13 protein-coding genes are annotated in these 20,181 nt (G+C 43.4%); 7 read left to right on the forward strand and 6 right to left on the reverse strand.

Going from position 1 to position 20,181, the window contains the following annotated elements; translation table 11 throughout:
• Positions 1-203 precede the first annotated feature (203 nt).
• Together DSL64_RS26370 and DSL64_RS26375 are read right to left on the reverse strand one after the other, a co-directional pair.
• Positions 204-1,157, reverse strand: a complete 954-nt coding sequence (locus DSL64_RS26370; RefSeq protein ID WP_115833962.1) for an ISAon1 family transposase — start codon at positions 1,155-1,157, stop codon at positions 204-206.
• Positions 1,158-1,167: 10 nt separating this feature from the next.
• Complete coding sequence (locus DSL64_RS26375) at positions 1,168-1,524, reverse strand: ISAon1 family transposase N-terminal region protein (protein ID WP_115833963.1); 357 nt, start codon at positions 1,522-1,524, stop codon at positions 1,168-1,170.
• A gap of 673 nt (positions 1,525-2,197) precedes the next feature.
• Here DSL64_RS26375 and DSL64_RS26385 point away from each other — a divergent pair.
• From DSL64_RS26385 to DSL64_RS26410, 6 genes are all read left to right on the forward strand, one after another.
• Positions 2,198-2,758, forward strand: coding sequence for an RNA polymerase sigma factor (locus DSL64_RS26385; protein WP_115833964.1), 561 nt, complete (start codon positions 2,198-2,200; stop codon positions 2,756-2,758).
• A 109-nt stretch (positions 2,759-2,867) separates the two neighbouring features.
• Entirely contained in the window at positions 2,868-3,995 is a 1,128-nt protein-coding gene (locus DSL64_RS26390; RefSeq protein ID WP_115833965.1) for a FecR family protein, read from the forward strand.
• Between the two features lie 206 nt (positions 3,996-4,201).
• The gene (locus tag DSL64_RS26395) at positions 4,202-7,852 is read left to right on the forward strand and encodes a TonB-dependent receptor (protein ID WP_115833966.1); all 3,651 of its coding nucleotides are present in this window, start codon (positions 4,202-4,204) and stop codon (positions 7,850-7,852) included.
• Positions 7,853-7,864: 12 nt separating this feature from the next.
• Positions 7,865-9,679, forward strand: a complete 1,815-nt coding sequence (locus DSL64_RS26400) for a RagB/SusD family nutrient uptake outer membrane protein (RefSeq protein WP_115833967.1) — start codon at positions 7,865-7,867, stop codon at positions 9,677-9,679.
• 128 nt (positions 9,680-9,807) lie between these two features.
• Positions 9,808-12,639, forward strand: coding sequence for a PQQ-dependent sugar dehydrogenase (locus DSL64_RS26405; protein WP_115833968.1), 2,832 nt, complete (start codon positions 9,808-9,810; stop codon positions 12,637-12,639).
• A gap of 38 nt (positions 12,640-12,677) precedes the next feature.
• On the forward strand, positions 12,678-13,622 hold the full coding sequence (locus DSL64_RS26410) for a sugar phosphate isomerase/epimerase family protein (RefSeq protein ID WP_115833969.1): 945 nt from the start codon (positions 12,678-12,680) through the stop codon (positions 13,620-13,622).
• A 342-nt stretch (positions 13,623-13,964) separates the two neighbouring features.
• Here the strand turns inward: DSL64_RS26410 and DSL64_RS26415 are convergent, their stop codons facing one another.
• The 3 genes from DSL64_RS26415 to DSL64_RS26425 are packed head-to-tail and all read right to left on the reverse strand — an operon-like array spanning position 13,965 to position 17,816.
• Positions 13,965-14,801 carry a D-2-hydroxyacid dehydrogenase gene (locus DSL64_RS26415; RefSeq protein ID WP_310587882.1) on the reverse strand — a complete coding sequence of 279 codons (837 nt, stop codon included), beginning with the start codon at positions 14,799-14,801 and terminating at the stop codon, positions 13,965-13,967.
• Between the two features lies 1 nt (position 14,802).
• On the reverse strand, positions 14,803-17,166 hold the full coding sequence (locus DSL64_RS26420) for a M1 family metallopeptidase (protein ID WP_115833998.1): 2,364 nt from the start codon (positions 17,164-17,166) through the stop codon (positions 14,803-14,805).
• Positions 17,167-17,207: 41 nt separating this feature from the next.
• Positions 17,208-17,816 (reverse strand): HupE/UreJ family protein, encoded by a 609-nt coding sequence (locus DSL64_RS26425; protein WP_115833970.1) that lies wholly within the window; start codon positions 17,814-17,816, stop codon positions 17,208-17,210.
• Positions 17,817-18,001: 185 nt separating this feature from the next.
• Here DSL64_RS26425 and DSL64_RS26430 point away from each other — a divergent pair, with 185 nt between their 5' ends.
• Entirely contained in the window at positions 18,002-18,367 is a 366-nt protein-coding gene (locus tag DSL64_RS26430) for a hypothetical protein (RefSeq protein ID WP_115833971.1), read from the forward strand.
• 103 nt (positions 18,368-18,470) lie between these two features.
• Here the strand turns inward: DSL64_RS26430 and DSL64_RS26435 are convergent, their stop codons facing one another.
• Complete coding sequence (locus DSL64_RS26435; RefSeq protein ID WP_115833972.1) at positions 18,471-20,141, reverse strand: IPT/TIG domain-containing protein; 1,671 nt, start codon at positions 20,139-20,141, stop codon at positions 18,471-18,473.
• Positions 20,142-20,181: the final 40 nt, after the last annotated feature.

Consider the following 20,181-nt stretch of genomic DNA (forward strand, 5'->3'; position numbering starts at 1 on the left):
ATCTAAAGATAATCAATTTCGAAAAAATAAACAACCCAATAAAAGCAAAAAGAGGCTGCCCTTTTGAGACAGCCTCTTTTCGCGTTATATCGTTCTAATGTTCAATCGTGATAGAAATTAGATTTGCCTGGCTACTTCTATTGCGCCGTGAAGGAAGGGAGAACCAGGAAGTTCCGGATCAAGCAGAATTCTTGGGGGGAGAGCTAGGCATATATTTTAGCTAATCTGAACATGAAGAAAGGGATGCCTCTAACACCTCTAAACTGGCTTCTTAGCGCTTTGATCTTAGCATTGAAGGATTCTGCTGAAGCATTCGTGGCCCTGTTATCGAAAAAATTCAGGATGGTCTGGTAGTGATTCTGAATAGTCCTGGCCAGTGTTCGAAAAGACTTCAATCCTGCGATTTCCACCTGATTGTACCATTGTGCCAATCGGGTAAATGCAACTCCTTTGTCTTTGGTGGAAGTAAAAATATGCGACAATTTCCTGCTTAGCTCGTAAGCCGTCTCCAGGGTTGGATACAACCGGAAGAGGATTTCAGCCCGGTGTTGTTGAGAAGGCGTCCATTTGGATTCGTCTTTAAACAGCAAGTGCCTACTTCTGGCAAGCAATTGTTTAAGAGAGTCTCCATTAGTCAATACTTCCGGAATGTATTGATTTCCAGTTTCTTTGGCCAGTTCTATTTCCTGATTCTCCCGCTCGATGGCTTCCCAGCGGTACTCGATCCGGATCTGCTGGACAGCGTCTGAGGCCAATTGCTGGACATGGAACCGATCAGAGACCAATCTGGCTTTAGGAAAGCAACGCCTGGCAATCCGCTCCATAGTCGCGGCAAGGTCCAAGGTGACCTCTTTTACCTTCTTACGCCTGGCGCCCCCAATCTTACTCAACACGTTAATCACTTTTTCACTCTCTACGCCCTTGACCATTGCTACCAATGCCCCCTTTTTACCCTTTGCCTCTTTATTGGTGATTACTGTGTAAAGCTCTCCGTGTGACAGGCTCGTTTCATCAATGCTTAAGTAGGGACCTATATTGTCCGGAAAAAGAATCCAATCCTGAGCATGGCCGAACTGATCCCATTGCCGAAAACCACTCAGATGGCCAACATATTGTTCTTCAAGCAGTTTACCGTCTAACTGGTAAAAAAGGCCCACGGTCTTACAGCTAACCGGGTAGCTGTCGACCAATATCTTTTAAAAAAGTGGCGAACTCCTTGGTCATCCGAGTCCCCTTTGCCACTTCATCCCATTCATGAAAAACGATTTGCCCCGTATCATGATTCAACCATTTACGGCGCCTCAGATGAAGAAAACAGGCCCGGCCCCGTAGCGGAAAGTCGCGGATCGTAATCGACTCAAAAAAACCTTTTGATTCTAATTTATGCCCTTCAAGGTCGTTAGGAGGGATATTTTTCTGAAATAAATACAAGTGATAGCCGTCTGGCAGGGTTTCTACCTTCTCCAATTCAAACAATTCTACTAGACCCGATGGCAACAATAATGAGAGTAATTCTTTTTCCAAAACCTTCTGTTTGGAAACAAAGCTAATCCTTTAATTTGCTCCCCCCAAGAATTCCGCTTGATCCGAAGTTCCTGAAGACTGATACGTGCGCGAAATTAGGGTTCTGATAAATTTATCAATAAGCCGTGCTATCCTGGTGGGATCAGATATTCAACTAAGAGAGGATATCTGTAATGTATTTAACGTAATAAAATTTTAAACAGCCAGATTCTGGTTTTGATCAGGCAAATACATGGCTGCCCATTGTAAATCCTCCGGTGTGGTGATTTTGATGTTTTCATAGGATCCGTCTATTAGTTTAAGCGACGTATATAAGTTGCGTTCTTCTATATATCGTCAATCATGTTTTATATACTGCATATGATGAGAAGTAGCAGTTTGTAATTACTTCGCTGAGATACAACAGGATTATTGGGGAGCATATCGTATTTTCTTGTACGGTTCAGGTTATACGTATTCAGTTTGCATCACTTGTTTGGACAAGTTTTTATTTAAAACATTATATTGCTGCCACTTTTGTTGCGCTTTATGCGTAATGGGAATAATTGACTTCGACTTGCAAGGAGACTTAGTTGCTCAAAAAGTATATCTGATAATATTAAATTGTAAAATTTTATAAAAAATCGTAGGATTGTATAACCTAACTTTAACGATCGAAACTTCTTTACTTTAAATGCTCCCTCATTCTGACCCTTCAATGGACGACTCTGAACAATGGAATGCCTTTCGTGCAGGGAGCGATGTGGCTTTTGGAGCAATTGCACGCCATTACTATCGCAGCCTGTTCAGTTATGGCCTTAAGTTTTCCAAGGACAGAGAATTTGTAAAGGACTGCATTCAGGATTTATTTCTTGAATTATGGGCTAAGCGCGAAACGCTTGGGGATACTTCTTTTGTCAAGTTTTATCTTCTAAAATCTCTACGGCGAAAGATACACCGTGAAAGTATGAAGCGTAACTGGATGGCTGATGAAGAAGAGTTGGATTTTGAATCGGAAATGACTGGTGAAACTTCCATCGAACAGCAGATCATAGAATGGGAGACATCGGAAGAGTTACTCGGAACACTGAATCAGCAAATTGTGCTGCTTACTAAGCGTCAGCAGGAAATTATATATCTGCGCTTTTTTGAGAATATGGACAACGAGTCTATTGCGCAGGTAATGTCGATTTCCAAACAGGCTGTTGCCAATCTTCTCTACCGCACTATTCAGGAGTTAAAAGATCGATTATAACTTTTTGAAGCCTCAAAAATCACTTTTCTAAGATTTTAAAATAAAAGTGAAATATTTTGATTATTTCATGTTTGGCACTGCCTATGTATAGGTAGAAACCAATTTAAACATGAATCAATACAAAGAATACGCGCTTGAAGATTTTGTATTGGATGCCCGATTTCAAAGTTGGGTACGCTATCAGAGGCAGCCGGATGTAATCTTCTGGCAAAACTTCGTGAAAGAAAACCCCTTTCAGAAAAGTGATGTCGTGCAAGCTCGTGCACTGCTTGAAAGTGTGTACCTACATTACAAAACCGATATTGATGAAGCTGAGTTGGATGAAGAAATTCAGGAGTTGCTGAATAAAGTGCGCAGTCAGAAAGCAGACGAGGTGGCTTCTCAAAGTAGGGATGATTATAATTTTTGGAAAAAATCCATTTTTTCTAACCTGTCTGCCTATCGTATTGCGGCTGTGATAGCTGTGGTCATGGGATTTGGTTTCTTATACCATCACTATAACTTTCGCAATAGTAGCTATCAGAGGCTGGTAGCCGGTAAAGAATTGGAGGAGATAAGAAATGATACAAGGACCGACAAACTGGTAAGCCTGTCGGATGGAAGTAAAGTGACACTCCGGCCAGGTTCTATGCTGAGTTATCCTGAGAGCTTCGTGGCGGATAAGCGGGAAGTGTATCTTTCGGGGGAAGCATTCTTTCAGGTTTCCAAAGATTCAAAGCGTCCATTTTTGGTATATGCTAATGAATTGATCACCAAAGTACTGGGTACAAGCTTTACGGTGAACGCAGCACGTGTGAATTCCAAAACTACAGTGGAGGTACAGGAGGGGAAAGTATCTGTTTTCAAGCAACATGATTTTCAGGCTTCGGACTTGAAAAAAACCTTTCAGACGAAAGGACTTGTGTTAACGGCAAATCAAAAGATGGTTTTGGAGAGAGAGAACGCGGAAATGCTGAAAACACTTAGTGACAAACCAGAAATTGTAATAAAAGGAGCGAATGCGGGTGTATTTGAATTTACTAATACGCCTGCCTCTCAGGTGTTGACTGACCTGAAAAGTGCCTACCAGATTGATATTATTTTTGATAAAGAATTGCTTTCAGAATGTCCTGTTACTGCGCTACTCAACAGGCAGTCACTATTTGAAAAGCTTGATATTATTTGTGAAGTGATAGAAGCCCGGTACGAGATTATCGATGGGCAGATTGTGGTGTATAGCAAAGGCTGTAAAAGTTAATCAATTATTCAATCCATAAATAAGTTTACTTAAAAACCAGAAAGCTTACCATAACTGCAAAAAAAGAGTCGGATAATGCTACCAACATCTCCGACCCCTGTTACCCCCTAATGTTGCCTTCGAACTCAACGCACATCCATTCTTTCAGAAAATGGATGCAGGGGATTGTTTTACCAAATCTAACCTTAATAAAACGTATCAAATGTATGAAAAAAGGGTACAATTATCAATTACTGTTACGGCTCATGCGCATCTCGCTGTTTCAATTAGTAATCGCTGCCTCAATAATGGGCACATCCTGGGCAAGGGAGGGCAATGCTCAAACTTTGCTTGCAAAAAAGATCACCCTGAATGTTCAGAATATTGAAGTAGGCGAATTTCTGAAAAAAGTAGAAAAGCTTACCAATGCCCGCTTCGTATATAGTGCAAGGGTGATTCAGTCCAATCGGAAAATAAGCATTTCTGCAGATCAGCAGACTGTTTCCAGAGTATTGGATGAAGCGCTTATACCACTTAATCTTAAATACAGGATTTCCGACGACCTGATCATTATAAGCCGTGTGCAAAAGGACGATCCTATTCAGGGAATCGATAATCCGGCATCTGTACAAATGAACCCGGCTTACAAGGGAAAGTCCCTGGCAGAGCGAACCGTTACTGGTACCGTAAAAGGCGACAATAACGATGCGCTCCCAGGTGTGAGTGTTGTATTAAAAGGTACACAGAAAGGGACGACGACAGATGTGGATGGTAAGTATTCCCTTGCTATTCCTGATGGTGGAGACGCAATACTTGTATTTTCTTTTGTAGGTTCTACTACGAAAGAGGTTTCCGTAGGTAGCAAAACAGTACTGGACGTGGTACTTGAATCCGATACAAAGGCATTGAACGAAGTAGTAGTTGTAGGTTATGGAACAGCGAAAAAGAAAGATCTTACGGGTGCTGTAGCGATCGTAAATGTTTCTGAGTTGCAACAGCAGCCAACTGCTCAGATCACAAGTCAGCTACAAGGCCGTGCGTCAGGTGTTACAGTTTTGGGCTCTGGGCAGCCTGGAGAAGCGCCACAAATCCGTATCCGTGGTATCAACACTTTTGGAAACAACGCTCCTCTTTACGTAGTGGATGGAGTCCCAACACAGAATATTAACGATATCAACCCGAATGACGTCGCGACCATGCAGGTATTGAAAGATGCAGGTTCGGCTTCTATTTATGGTTCACGTGCTGCAAACGGTGTAATCATTATCACTACCAAACGCGGAAATGGTAAGATCAAAGTACAGTACGATACTTACGTGGGAACGCAACGTCCACAGGGGGGAAATGTTTGGAACTTGTTAAATCCACAGGAAACTGCCCAGCTGAAATTTAATGCAATCAGAAATGTAAATCCTAACGCAACAATTGCTGATCCTTTGTACGGCAGTGGCCAAACTCCCGTACTCCCGGACTACATTACTCCTCAGGGGTTGAGCGAAGGAGATCCTCGGGTTGCTGAAGCACTTTATAATGTTAATCCTAATTATACCAGTACAGACTCATATAACAACTTTTACAGAATAGTACGTGCCAACAAAAGTGGTACAGACTGGTTTCATGAAATTTTCAAACCAGCATCAATCCAGAGCCATAACCTGGCTGTAAGTGGTGGAGGAAATCAGGGAAATTATCTTGTTTCTTTCAACTATTTCAACCAGCAGGGTACATTGCTAAATACATATCTTAAGCGATACACGATCCGTTCCAACAGCCAGTTTAATGTAAGCGAGAAGATTCGTGTAGGAGAGAATATTTCTTTCTCGGTAACGGATAACCCGCGTGTTAACTCTTCTACTGAGGGTAGCGCCATTGGTATGGCATTCCGTCAGCAGACAATCATCCCGGTATACGATATCATGGGTAATTTTGCAGGAGGTTACGGGCAAGGGCTTGGAAATGCTAAAAACCCGGTTGCAATTCAGAATCGTACCAGAAATAATACAGGACAGAGCAACCGTCTTTTTGGTAACATGTATGCAGAAATCGACTTCCTGAAAGACTTTACTTTCAGAACCAGTTTCGGTGGAGAATTATTCTCTTCTGCCTACCGCTCGTTTGCTTATCCTGAATATGAAAACCAGGAAAACCTTACTGTGAATTCATATACTGAAAATACCATCAATGGTTTTAACTGGACATGGAGTAACACTGTGAATTATCAGCATACATTCAATGATATTCATGATCTGAAAGTACTTGTTGGTGTAGAAAACTATAAAAACAGAGGTAGCATTCTTGGAGGAACCACCACAGGCTATTTCACTTTTGATCCTGATTTTACGACGCTTACGACAGGTTCAGGAACGCCTACGAACTACAGTGCAAGATTTAAGGATGGTCTGGCTTCGCTGATTGGTCGTGTAGATTATTCTTTGATGGACAAATACCTTTTGGGAGCGATTATTCGTCGTGATGGTTCTTCACGTTTCAGTACTTACCGTTATGGATGGTTCCCTGCTGTAAGTCTTGGATGGAGAGTTTCAAAAGAGCGTTTTATGGAAGATGTTACGTGGATCAACGATCTTAAATTCCGTGGAGGTTACGGGGTGATGGGAAATCAGATGAACGTAGATCCGGCAAATGCTTTCACTACTTTCGGACAAAATCGTACATCTTCTTTCTACGATATTACAGGTTCTAACTCTTCTACGATCATGGGACTTCAAAGAACCAGAATCGGGAATGCTAATGCGAAGTGGGAAAGAAACATCAACAGCAACATTGGTATTGATGCGTCGCTTTTCAAAGGCAAACTTGATCTGACTGTAGATTATTACAGAAAAGAAGTTAGAGATTTGCTTTACAATCCTGAGATCGCTGCAGCGGCTGGTTTAGGTGAGGTACCTTATATCAACATTGCAAAAATGAGAAACCAGGGTATTGACCTTGCAGCTTCTACCAATATTGACGTAACGAACGATCTTAAATTCAACGCTACTTTAACATTCACAACCTATAACAACAAGATTGTGAACCTGGCTGACGGCGTAGATTACTTCGATCAGGAAGGTCGCCGGTTCAACGGGAGTTATGTTGTACGTAATTCAGTAGGGCATTCAATCGGTCAGTTCTTCGGATACAAAGTTGATGGTTTCTGGAATTCACAGGAAGAAATTAACACAGCTAATACGCAGGCAAGACAAGCTACCGGAAACTCTTCGGCACTTTATCAGGCAGATGTAGCTGTAGGTAGATTCCGGTATGCAGATACAAACGGAGATGGTATCATCACTGCTGACGACAGAACTTACATCGGAAATCCTAATCCGAAGTTCAGCTACGGTATCAACCTGGGTGCAAACTACAAAGCGTTTGATGCAAGTATATTCCTGTACGGTTCACAAGGAAACGATATCTGGAACAATGTGAAATGGTGGACAGATTTCAATTCTAACTTCCAGGGAGCAAAAAGCCATACAGCGCTGTATGATTCATGGACACCGGAAAACCATAACGCAACAGCTCCTATCCAGGAAACTGTGGGTTCATTCAGTACATCCAATGTTCCTAACTCTTACTTCGTAGAAAAAGGATCTTACCTGCGTGCTAAGAATGCACAGATTGGCTACACGTTGCCAGCCGGATTGCTTAAAAAGGTGAGAATTGAAAAGATGCGCGTGTATGTACAGGCGGCCAACCTTTTCACTATTACCAAGTACTCTGGTCTGGATCCTGAAATTGGTACAACATCGAATACCAACAACAACGGCGGAGGAAGCTCAAACCAATCCTTCTCTTCCGGAACTTCATTCGGTATTGACGAAGGTGTTTACCCTAATCAGCGCCAGTTTTTGTTAGGACTTAATTTGACATTCTAATTCTTGATAGATATGAAATTTAAAGGTTATATACTGGCATTGTCGTTGCTGGCGACAGGTGCCATTCTGGAATCATGCAGTGACAGTCTTCTGGATATTAATGCACAAGGTGCTTTGAGTGAACAGCAGGCTTACAGCCGCGCTGGTGTGGATGCGCTTCTGGTAGGAGCTTATGCAGCATTAGATGGGCAGCAATTTGTAAACGGAGGTGCTCAGAACCTAAGCGGTACAAGTGGTTGGGAAGCAGCACCAGACAACTGGACTTTGGGAAGTATTGCCGGTGGTGATGCACATAAAGGTAGTGATGGTAGTGACCAGCCTGCTATTGATGCGATTGCTAAGTTTTCAGCTGACCCAAGTAACGGGTATTTCAACAGTAAGTGGAGAACTGTTTATGAAGGGATTAACCGCGCGAATACAGTGATCAGAGTATTGGCGCTGGTTCCTGAAATATCAGATGCCGACCGTTCTAAATTGAATGCAGAGGCTCGCTTCCTGCGCGGCCATTATTACTTCGAACTGAAGAAAATATTCAATAATGTTCCATGGGTAGATGAAACTATAGCAACTGTTGACGCTGCTAAAGTGCAGAACAACGTAGATATCTGGCCTAAAATTCAGGCTGATTTCGAATTTGCCTATGCGAATCTGCCTGCTACACAGCCATCAGTTGGTAAAGCAAACAAATGGGCAGCTGGTAGCTATCTTGCTAAAGCGCTGTTGTACCAAAAGAAATACACTGAGGCAAAAACCGTTTTCGATGCGGTGATTGCACAAGGGGTAACCAGCAATGGACTGAAATATGCACTGACGCAGAAATTCAAAGATAACTTTGATGCTGCTACGGAAAATAATTCAGAGTCGGTGTTTGCGATTCAGATGGCTGCGAATGACGGAACCAACAATATTGCGAATGCGAATCAGGGCAGTATGCTAAACTTCCCTTACGGAGACAGCCCATTCCGTTGCTGCGGATTTTTCCAACCTGCGCAGGATCTGGTGAATTCTTACCGTACCAATGCAACTGGTTTGCCACTTGTAGATGCTTATAACAATGCTGCAAACGTAGTAAAGAGTGATCAGGGAATTGCTTCCAATCAACCGTTTACTCCTGATGCAGGAACTTTGGATCCTCGTTTGGACTGGACCGTTGGTCGTCGTGGCTTGCCTTATCATGACTGGGGATACCACCCTGGCGCATCATGGATCCGTAGCCCGGGACAATCTTATGCTGGTCCTTATTCTCCGAAGAAAAATATCTACTGGCAGGCAACTCAGGACATCTACTCTGATCAGAGTTCATGGGCGCCTGGTACCGCGATTAACCTGAATGTGATCCGTTTTGCTGATGTAATTTTGATGGCAGCTGAAGTTGAAGCACAATTGAACAACCTCGCGCAAGCGCAGACTTACGTGAACCTTGTTCGTGCAAGAGCTGCTGAGCCAACTGGTTTCTTGCACAAGTATGCAAATGATGCCACTCCGGTTGCAGGTTTCTCTGCAACTCCAGCTGCTAATTACAAAATAGCAGTATATCCTGCCGGTACTTTTGCTGGTTTGGGTAAAGACGGAGCTTTGAAAGCAATTTATTTCGAGCGTAAAATAGAATTGGCAATGGAAGGGCACCGCTTCTTTGACCTGGTACGCTGGGGTATTGCTCAAACTACGCTAAACGCCTTCTTCGCTTACGAAGGAACTGTTACCAGCGATATTCGCGGAGGAAACTTTGTAGCTCCTAAAAACGAATATTACCCGATTCCACAACGTCAGATTGACCTGAGCACGCAAGGTGGAACTTCTGCACTGAAACAAAATTCCGGTTACTAATCACCGGATCTGAGAATTTAAATACTGATGGATGATTGTTGAGAGAGCCGGGTAACTTTACCCGGCAACTCTTTTTAACAGCCCATTTGTTGCGAATATTTCTCCTACTGTTAACCCGATACTGCACGATGAAAAAGAATAATCTTATTTCTACTATCAGTCGCAGCACCTTGTCTTTTACTTCATTCATTTTCATAGGATTTTTACTGGCTTTTACTATTCAGGATGAGCCACAAAAACCAGACGAAAGTCGTTTCACTCCCGTGGTGATGGCTGACGATCTGGACGAACCTATGGTGTTTGAGGTACTCAAAGACGGGTCTGTATACATTGCCGAAAGAAAGGGAGCTGTGAAAAAGTACAACCCTTCTACTAAAACAACCGATTTGATCGCTACCATTCCTGTTAATACCAAATACACCAGTGCTGAGGGTGTAGTAAGGGAAGCAGAGGAAGGACTGATGGGATTGACCTTCGATCCGAACTTTGAAAAAAATCACTGGATTTATCTGTATTACGCGCATCCGACTGAAAAGAAACATATTCTTTCCCGTTGGGATTTGGTGGATGACCAATTGGTTGAAGCTTCGAAGAAAGATATTATTGAAGTGGAAACCCAGCGCGAAGTATGCTGCCACACAGGCGGTGGTATGGTTTGGGATAAAGCAGGTAATCTGTTCCTGACTGTTGGAAACAATACAGGAAACCAACAGGCAGCACAAACAGATGAACGGCCCGGACGTGCAAGCTGGGATGACCAGGGACATGCAGGTAACACCAATGATCTGAGAGGTAAAATCCTGAGAATTCATCCTGAAGCAGATGGCTCTTATACCATTCCGGAGGGTAATCTTTATCCGAAAGGAACGGCTAAAACAAGACCGGAAATCTATTCAATGGGGCATCGTAATCCGTGGAGGATTTCGGTAGACAGTAAAACAGATTTTATCTACTGGGGCGAAGTAGGTCCTGATGCAGGAGAGGATTCTGAGATCGGTCCAAAAGGATATGATGAATTGAATCAGGCCCGGAAGCCAGGTAACTTTGGCTGGCCATGGTTTGTGGCAGATGATCAGGCATTCCCTGTTTTTGATTATGCCAATGACAAGCCTCTCGCTAAAAAAGATCCGAAAAACCTGATCAATAATTCTCCGAACAATACCGGACTGGAAAAGCTGTTACCTACCGAACCGACCTTTATTTATTATCCCTATGGAGTTTCTGAAAAGTTTCCGTTGGTGGGATCCGGTTCAAGAAGTGCAACAGGTGGGCCTGTTTATCATCGTTCTGATTTCAAAAATCCTAAACGTCCCTGGCCGGCTTATTACGAAAACAAATGGATCGCTGCTGATTTCTCCCGTGGCTGGATCATGGCCATTTCAATGAAAGAAAATGGTGATTACGAGTCTATGGAGCGCGTATTGCCGGGTTACCATCCGGTTCAGCCTATTGATATCAAATTCGGTCCGGATGGTGATTTGTACATCCTGGAATACGGTAGTAACTGGTTCCGTAAAAGTGATAACTCCCGACTAGTCAGGATTGAGTACAATGGTGGCAACAGGAAACCTGTCGTGTCTGTAGCTACTGATAAAAAGGGTGGAACTGTTCCTTTTAAAGCCAGTTTATCATCTGCAGGAACGAGAGATTTTGACGGTGATGCGCTAAAATACAGCTGGAAAGTGACCGGATCGGGTACAGCTGCTCAAACATTTACTGTTGCAAATCCTTCGGTAAGTTTCAATAAGCCTGGTGTGTACACTGCCACTTTAACGGTAACCGATTCGAAAGGGGCGAGTAATGCGCAGTCTGTTAAAATTATAGCTGGCAATGAACCTCCGAAAGTAAGTCTGGATCTCGCCGGAAATAAAACTTTCTTCTTCACTGAAAAGCCGATTGAATACAGTGTTGCGGTGAGTGACAAGGAAGATGGAAGTCTGGCAGACGGGAAGATCAAACCGGAACAAGTAGCGGTGAGTATAGATTATACTGCCGAGGGTTTTGATTATGCCGAGGTTATTCAAAGTCAGCGTAGTGTGGATGCTTCAACCCAGTTTGCTGTTGCACAAATTCTGATGAGTAAAAGTGATTGCAAGGTTTGTCATCAGCCCAATACAAAATCTGTAGGACCGTCGTTTGCTGAGATTTCCAACAAATACAAAGGACAGGCGGGTGCATTGGATTTACTGGTTCAGAAAGTACTTAAAGGAGGATCCGGTGTTTGGGGCGAGGTAGCCATGGCGGCTCACCCATCACTGCCGGTGGCAGATGCCGAAGTGATTGTGAAGTATATTTTACATAGTACAGATAAAACATTGAGCTCACTTCCCGTACAAGGGAAATATACGCCTGAAATTCCCAAGGGAGATAATGGTCATGGCTCATTGATTATCCGCGCTGCGTTTACAGACAGAGCAGTAAGTGGGAATAAAGCTATTCCTGCGCAGACTTCCGAAGAGATGATCGTATTGCGTAGTCCGGAAGTAAACGCAGCAGAAGCGCCGATTGTGAAAGGTGCCGAATTAAAGGCTCTTGGTGTAGCAGGACTTGGTTTCAGTGTGGTTGCCTATGCCAATAATCATTTGGGTTGGAAGCAAATTGACCTTGCCGGTATTTCTCAGATTGAACTGAATGCTTCTGCTCAGAAAAGAGAAGGAAGTGTAGGAGGAAAAATTGAGATCAGGCTGGACTCTCCAACAGGACAACTCATTGGTGAACAACAGGTGGAAATGGCACCGGAAGTGGATATTGCCAAAGTGATGGCTGAAATGGAAAGTGAAAAGAAAAATGCAAAACCTGGTGAGGTTGTAAAGCCGCGTAATCCGTTTGCCCGTCCGCCTGTGTTTGTAAAAATCAAAAGTACAGCCGGTAAGCGCGATGTGTATTTTGTATTTAAAAATGACAATGCAAAGGCCATTCAGCCGCTGATGTCATTCTCCAAAGTTAAATTTATTCAGTAGTCTTAATTCAATTTCTCAAACCTAATTCGAGCGAAACAATGAACACAGACAGAAGACATTTTCTAAAGCAGGCCGGAGCTGTTATGGCAGGAGGCCTTATGTTGCCAGCTATATCCAAAGCGGCTTTTCTGACAGGAGAGACGGCGGAAGCATGGCCGGTAGGGATACAGTTGTTTACGGTGTTCAAGCAGATGAATGAGGATCCGGAAGGAACGCTGAAGAAACTGGCATCAATAGGAATTAAAGAAGTAGAATCCGCTTTCAGTACACGCGGAGGCTATTACGGATATAAACCGAAGGAATTCAAAAAGGTGGTAGAAGGTGTAGGTTTGAAATGGCGTGCGCACCATGCTACCGGCGCACCTTTCAAAATGCCTCCTCCTGATAAAATGCCGAAAGGTGCAGATGGGAAGCCAATTTCTATACCAAAAATGCCTGCTATGCTGAATTTGAGAGACAACTATCAGCAGTTGTTGGATGATGCAGCAGAGGCCGGTTTGAGTTATCTGGTGTGTGCAAGTACCCCTGTAGGTAATCTGGATGAGATCAAAAATTCTATAGAGGTCTTTCAGAAAACCGGTGAAGCCGCTAAAAAGGCAGGAATTGGTTTTGCTTACCATAATCACGCAACAGAATTCGATGCGGTTGAAGGTGGAAAAACGCCTTATGAACTTGTGTTGTCACAAACAGATAAAGACCTGGTGAAAATGGAGCTCGATCTGGCATGGGCAACTAAAGCGGGTAAGGATCCTGTAGCACTTTTCAAGGAACATCCGGGCCGGTTCCCGCTGTGGCATGTGAAGGATATCAAAAGTGATCTGCAAACGATAACGGAAGTGGGTAATGGTGTGGTAGAATTCAAAAGGATTTTTGAGGCAGCTAAGATTGCAGGGCTGAAGTATTTCTTTATTGAGCAGGATATGGTTCCATCTATTGATAGCGTGGATATCGGTTACAAAAATTTAGTAAAAGTGATCGGTTAAGTATAGCCCGTTATATTCTGATTTTCTGTTTCGATTAGAATAAAATTAGAATTCTGATAAGTGCTTTTACCCTTGTAAAATAGGTATACATTGCATCAAAAAGTTTGGTTGAAACAAATCAGAGGGTTCCTTACCCGGTTTACCTCATTTGTAGGGTGATATGCACAAATGGCATCGGAAGTCAGCTTCCGATGCCATTTGTCTTTGTGCTGTATCTGATTCAAATCACGAAACCACACTCCTCGGATTCCCCTCCTGAAAAGCTTTCAGATTATCCGCTACCATTTGCAGCAAACGTGCTCTTGCTTCCAGTGTTGCCCAGGCTACGTGCGGTGTGATGACTCAGTTGGGTGCAGAGAGCAGGGGATTGTCTGCCTTCGGTGGTTCTGCGGAAAGTACATCTAATCCCGCTCCTCCAATGCGCTTCTCCTTCAAAGCGGCCGCGAGGTCTGCTTCGTTAATCAGCGGTCCACGGCCTGTATTGATCAGGATGGCGGAAGGCTTCATCCATGCAATTGTATCAGCATTGATCAGATCCTTTGTTTCATCCGTCAGCGGACAATGCAGACTGATTACGTCGCTGTTTTTGAAAACTGATTCCAGGGTTACCATCGTAATATCCGGATTGATGGTCTGCGCCGGGTTCTTACGGTAGGCAATTACTTTCATGCCTAATGCAACTGCAATTTTGGCTACCTGTGATCCTATATCACCTAGCCCCACCAGTCCCATTGTTTTTCCTGCCAGTTCGGTAAGGGGTGTTTTCCAGTAGGCAAAATCCGGAGATGCGACCCAATCTCCTTTCGCTACACTCTGGCTGTGTGTTTCGATACGGTTAACCAGCGCCAGCAATAACGCAAACGTATGCTGGGCAACGGATGCCGGGCCATACGCTTTTACGTTGGTGACAATGATATTTCGCTTTTGGGCTGCTTCAATATCGATATTGTTAAAACCTGTCGCCTCCACACCGATATACCGAAGCTTGGGAAGTTGCTCTAATATAGCTTCGGTCAGCACTACTTTATTAACAAGCAAGGCATCTGCATCTTTTGCCCGGTCAACAATTTCATCGGGAGCAGAGCGATCATATTTGGTGACATTTCCAAGTGCCTCTATAGGAGCCCAGTCGAGGTCACCGGGATTCAGGGTATAGCCGTCAAGAATTACAATATTCATACTAATCATTTTTAGGACTTGCTCCGATTTTTCCTGCACCTTCTGTTTGCATAGGGTTGGTCGGACGGGCACTTTGTTGCTGTTTGAAAATCTGGAAACGGGTTGGTTTCGGTTTTCTCGGGAAGGAATTATTCTCTGTATCAATATCAGCGATCTGGAAATAGGGATCCAGCGTCCATTGTACGACTTTCTTTTTTGTCAATACGACTTTACTGAACTGTGCATCATTAAATCTCCAGATTTCCGCCGGATAAGTTACAGTAGAATCCGTTCCGTCTTCAAATTCCATTTTGACAATCACAGGCATTACCAGCCCACCTTTGTTTTTCACGGAAAGCGTATAGAAATTGGTATTTGCTCTTACGAGTTGTCTCTCATTTTCAGATAGCCCCGACAGGTACTGCTCATATTTACTGCGATCTTTTTCTGTAACCTTGTATGGATCATACGTGTTGTAGAAATCTGCCATTGTGGAATCCTGCGCTACAACAGTCTGTCCTTTTGCAGCAAGGTCACGCTGTTTGCTGATTGTGTTCTTTTTTAGGGCAGCATCTTTTCTTGCTATCTCTTTTTCGATTTCCGGGTTTTGTGTATCAACGCTGAACCAATCCACAGACACCAAATCCTGATCTACCGGATCAGTCGTGTAAAACCATCCCTTCCAGAACCAATCCAGGTCAACTCCTGATGCATCTTCCATCGTTCTGAAAAAATCGGACGGAGTGGGACTTTTGAAACGCCATCTGTTGGAGTATTCTTTAAAGGCATGGTCAAACAGCTCTCTTCCCATCACGGTTTCGCGAAGTATATTGAGCGCTGTAGCAGGTTTGGAATAAGCATTCGGCCCGAGACCAATTACGTTTTCCGCAGAGCTCATCACCGGCGAAAGTACCGATGGGTCAGAAGACATGTATTCTACGATCTGACTCGGTTCTCCGCGACGTGTAGGGTAGTTGTAATCCCATTCTTTCTCTGCCAGGTACTGGCAAAATGAATTCAGACCCTCATCCATCCACGCCCATTGTCTTTCATCCGAATTCACGATCATCGGAAAGAAGTTGTGACCTACTTCATGTATAATCACGCCGATCATTCCGTATTTGGTCGCCTCCGAATACGTACCATCTTCTTCCGGACGACCACCGTTGAAACTGATCATCGGATATTCCATTCCGCCGCCTGAAGTTGCATGGCAGGAAATAGCAACCGGATAAGGATATTCAAATGTGCGGCTTCCGTAAGACTTCAGCGTGTGCTCAACGGCTCTTGTAGAGTATTGCTCCCAAAGCGGATTTCCCTCTTTAGGATATACCGACATACACCATATTTTTTTCCCGTTTTTGTAAACATCACTTTGCATTGCATCCCAGATAAACTTCCGGCTGCTGGCAAAGGCAAAGTCGCGTACATTGTCTGCTTTGTAAATCCAGGTCTTTTTGCCTGCATTTTTATTCTCTCTTTTCTCAGCTTTTTCCGCTTCAGCCTGTGTTACGATTAGTACAGGATTTTTGGAAGTTTCAGCCTTTTTTAAACGTTGTTTCTGAGCAGCAGACAGTACCTGCGCATAGTTCTGGCACTCTCCGGTAGCAGCTACAATATGATCTGCAGGAGTGGTAATGGCCACTTTGTAGTTACCGAAGATCAGAGCAAATTCACCCTGTCCCAAAAACTGTTTGTGGTTCCAGCCATTCACATCGTCGTATGGAGCGAGGCGAGGAAACCAATGTGCGATGAAATAGTTGAAATTACCATCTTTTGGAAAATACTCATATCCGCTGCGGCCGTAGTAAGGCGTAATGTTATAGGCCCAGTCAACGCTGAATACCAGATTGGTTCCCGGCTTCAGAGAGACTGGCAAGTCAATACGCATCATGGTATTGTTGATGGTATAAGGAAGTGCTTTACCTGCCTTGTCTTTTACTGAAGCAATTTCGTAACCATATTTCTTGTCAGGATCGAGAGCAAGATTCTGGCCCGTAGTAAACGTCTGTATCTGCGCAGAACTCATTCCTCTGCTATTGACTGTACCTGTTTTGGAACTCGCACCGATCGCATCATTTTTGAAAAGATTCTGATCCAGCTGCATCCAGATATACCGGAGCTCATCAGGGGAATTGTTGTAGAAAGTGATCGTTTCAGAACCTATAATACGGCGTTTGTCGTCGTCCAGTTCCGCTTTGATATCGTAGTCAGCTCTTTGCTGCCAATATTCCTTTCCCGGAGCGCCGGATGCAGTACGATACGTGTTCGGTGTGGGCAGGGTGGTGCCCAATTGTTCAAATCTGTCATTGGCTTTTAGCGCAGGAGACTGAGCCAATGAAGCCGTTGAATACAAAAAGATGATAAAGTGAAGGAGTCGTTTCATTGTAGCGAATACAGAATAATTGGTGGTCGAGAGGAATAACATTAAATGATGGTTGATAAAAATTCATTGTTGATGATCAGAGACAAGGCCATGCCGGCGATGATCCCCGAAAGGATATGTACCCAGCTGACTCTCGCTACACGAACAATTTCAACCAGTACAAAAGCGATGGTGAGTACTATAAAAACAATGATCAATTGCCCCAGTTCCAGACCGATATTAAAGCCTAATAACGGATTGACAATATCGGCTTCCTTGCCCAGCAGCGCGCGGAGGTAATTGGAAAATCCCAGCCCATGAATAAGACCGAATAGCAAAGCCAGAAAATAGCGGCCATTTACACCTTGTGATGCATTCCGGTTTCTGCTTTTTATGTCTTTATAGCTAAAATTGATAGCTGCCGTAATCACAATAGTAATTGGTATCAGCAGTTCGATAACATCCGGATTGACGCTTACAAAACCTAATGTAGCAAGAGCGAGTGTCACTGAATGCCCTAGTGTGAAGGCGGTAACCAATATGATGACCTTTTTCCAGTCTACCAATGTGTAAACCGTACAGAGGGCCATGATGAAAAGAATGTGATCGTATCCTTTGGAATCGGTAATGTGTTCAAAACCCAGTTGGAGGTAAGCCAGAAACTCGGACATGTCAGGAATTTAGGAGTAGAATATTACTTGTCAGGACAAAGATTGATTACCCGAAGATATTGCATTCCGTTTAGTAATGCAACCGAAGGTTAGATACATAAAAAATATACTTCCGGTTTTTAACCGTTAGAGGAGAGGGGATTGTTTTTGTAAATTGTCTTAAGTAATATCTATCAAAAACATCTATGAAAAGAACATTTCTGCTCATTGCATTACTTACATCCAGTATTCTTTCCTTTGGTCAGGTGATTGTTGGGGAAGTGGATATTAATCAGATTGATGACCTCGAAGTCATAGAAGTTCTGGTTGACAACCGATCTCTGATCAGATCAGTAGACGTTATGGTGGATTACGGACATTTGCAAAATGAAGTGAACGCTTGGGGGAAAAGGTTGGAATCAAGGATTACAGATCCTGATACCAAAGAAAGGATGGTATTTAAGTCTTCTGCCCATGTGATCAATTTTTTGGAAAAACGTGGCTGGAAGAATTATAGTGTAGTCACAAGAGAAGGCGTTTTTTACTATTATTTCAGATGGAACAAGGAGTAATTCTCTAAATCGGACAGTGAAGAAATAAAAAAAAACCGGAAGCATGTGCTTCCGGCTTTTCTGAATTCTGACACCAATTATAAGATTTTTATATCTCTCCTTATTAGTTGTAAGGAGTATTTTGAGGATCGAAGTTAGTCCAGCCTGTAGTCCAGTCTGTAGTTCCGAATGCACCTCTGAAAGTTTCTTTCGTGAAGAATGCATCAGCTCCTTTTCCTTCCCATACTGCATCTTTCAACAATGGTGAAGTTGCTTGTGGCAAGAACTTAGGACCAGCCAATTTGAAGTTATCAGCATTCAATAGAAGCGTTGAAACATCTGTAAGGATTGTATTCTTACGAGCTGTTGCACCGAAGTAAGCCTGAGCTTGCGCATCAGAAACTCCTGTTGCTCCTCTGTCGCCACGTACTGGAATAGTCGTGTTAGCAAGTACAATGCCTTTCAAATCCAAAGTACCCGCAGTTGCGTGTGCCAAAGTATTTGCACCATCCAAACGAAGTCCTTCAGGGTATCCTGCAAATACAGAGTTGAAGATTGAAATGTCTGTATTACGACGAAGGTGCATTGCTGATTGATATGGTCCGCTACCTGAGATTGTATTTGTGTGAGGCGTTCCTGTGAATGCGAAGTTACTCACGTTTGCAAATACCGGAGCTGTCAAAGGCAATCCGTTGTTAGGACCTGTAGCAGGTTCTCCTGAACCACTGAAGTTGTCTGACTCGAATCCGTTTGATCCTGACTGATCTGCAAAATCCGGGTCACGAAGTGAAACTGCATACTGTACTTTACCAGTATATCCCCAGTCTGTATCCCAGTCATCATCCCATCCGCGGAAAGCCACAAGGTGTTTTGCATTTACAGTTCCACCGAACCATTCGAAAGAGTCATCACCACTGTAAGAAACCTGAACGTTGTCTACTACTGTACCTGAACCTACTGCATAGAATGTAATACCGTTGATCTCGTTACCAGCTGTCAATGCAATACCTGGGAATTCGATACGTACATATTTAAGAATACCTGAGTTATCGTCTGCGATATTATCAGCACCCAATTGACCTGAAATACCACCTTCAGCACCTTGGCTGGCCAAACGGTTGTGAGGAGCTTTACCCATGATCACAACACCACCCCAGTCACCATGCTTACGTGCACCAGGAGCTGCGTTAGATGTGAAGACGATTGGCTCAGTAGCAGTACCTTCTGCGATTATTTTTGCACCAGCGTTGATGATCAAAGTTCCGCCTTTGCCAAGTCCGCTTGGATCCAAGGCAACACCGCCTCCTTTAATGATTGTTCCAGGTTCAATTGTCAACGTAGCACCTGATGTTACGTATACAAAACCTTTAAGAAGATAGATTTTATCCTTCGTCCATTTTTCACTTGCAGATATGTTACCTTGTTTTTCAATAACTGCACGAGCTGACAAATCAAAGTTAGCAGCACTCTTTACAGTTTTACCACCAACTGTTACTGAGATTAAACCAGAAGTTGCTCCAGCAGGAACAGTTACCTCAAGAGTTGTAGCAGTTGCTGCGCTTACTACTGCCGGAGTTGTATTAAATAATACGGTGTTGTTAGCAGGAGTTGTATCAAACTTTGTACCTGTGATCACAACTTTGGTACCTACAGGACCAGATGCAGGTGCAACTGTTTTAACAGCAAGTACTTCTTCAATTGGAGTTGGTTTCTCTTCGTTGTCACAAGAGGTAGTGGCAGCGAAAAGCCCTCCCAGAATGAATAGGTAATACAACCGTTTTTTTAGGATATTCATAGCGAATTTAAATTGGTTTGCAAAAGGGGATAATTGTGGA

The organism is Dyadobacter luteus, assembly GCF_003383615.1.
Lineage (GTDB): Bacteria > Bacteroidota > Bacteroidia > Cytophagales > Spirosomataceae > Dyadobacter > Dyadobacter luteus.

Bases quoted from the DNA above. Each gene is read 5' to 3' on its own strand.
- DSL64_RS26385 (WP_115833964.1), top strand. From the start codon at position 2,198: ATGCTCCCTCATTCTGACCCTTCAATGGACGACTCTGAACAATGGAAT.
- DSL64_RS26390 (WP_115833965.1), top strand. From the start codon at position 2,868: ATGAATCAATACAAAGAATACGCGCTTGAAGATTTTGTATTGGATGCC.
- DSL64_RS26395 (WP_115833966.1), top strand. From the start codon at position 4,202: ATGAAAAAAGGGTACAATTATCAATTACTGTTACGGCTCATGCGCATC.
- DSL64_RS26400 (WP_115833967.1), top strand. From the start codon at position 7,865: ATGAAATTTAAAGGTTATATACTGGCATTGTCGTTGCTGGCGACAGGT.
- DSL64_RS26405 (WP_115833968.1), top strand. From the start codon at position 9,808: ATGAAAAAGAATAATCTTATTTCTACTATCAGTCGCAGCACCTTGTCT.
- DSL64_RS26410 (WP_115833969.1), top strand. From the start codon at position 12,678: ATGAACACAGACAGAAGACATTTTCTAAAGCAGGCCGGAGCTGTTATG.
- DSL64_RS26415 (WP_310587882.1), bottom strand. From the start codon at position 14,801: ATGAATATTGTAATTCTTGACGGCTATACCCTGAATCCCGGTGACCTC.
- DSL64_RS26420 (WP_115833998.1), bottom strand. From the start codon at position 17,166: ATGAAACGACTCCTTCACTTTATCATCTTTTTGTATTCAACGGCTTCA.
- DSL64_RS26425 (WP_115833970.1), bottom strand. From the start codon at position 17,816: ATGTCCGAGTTTCTGGCTTACCTCCAACTGGGTTTTGAACACATTACC.
- DSL64_RS26430 (WP_115833971.1), top strand. From the start codon at position 18,002: ATGAAAAGAACATTTCTGCTCATTGCATTACTTACATCCAGTATTCTT.
- DSL64_RS26435 (WP_115833972.1), bottom strand. From the start codon at position 20,141: ATGAATATCCTAAAAAAACGGTTGTATTACCTATTCATTCTGGGAGGG.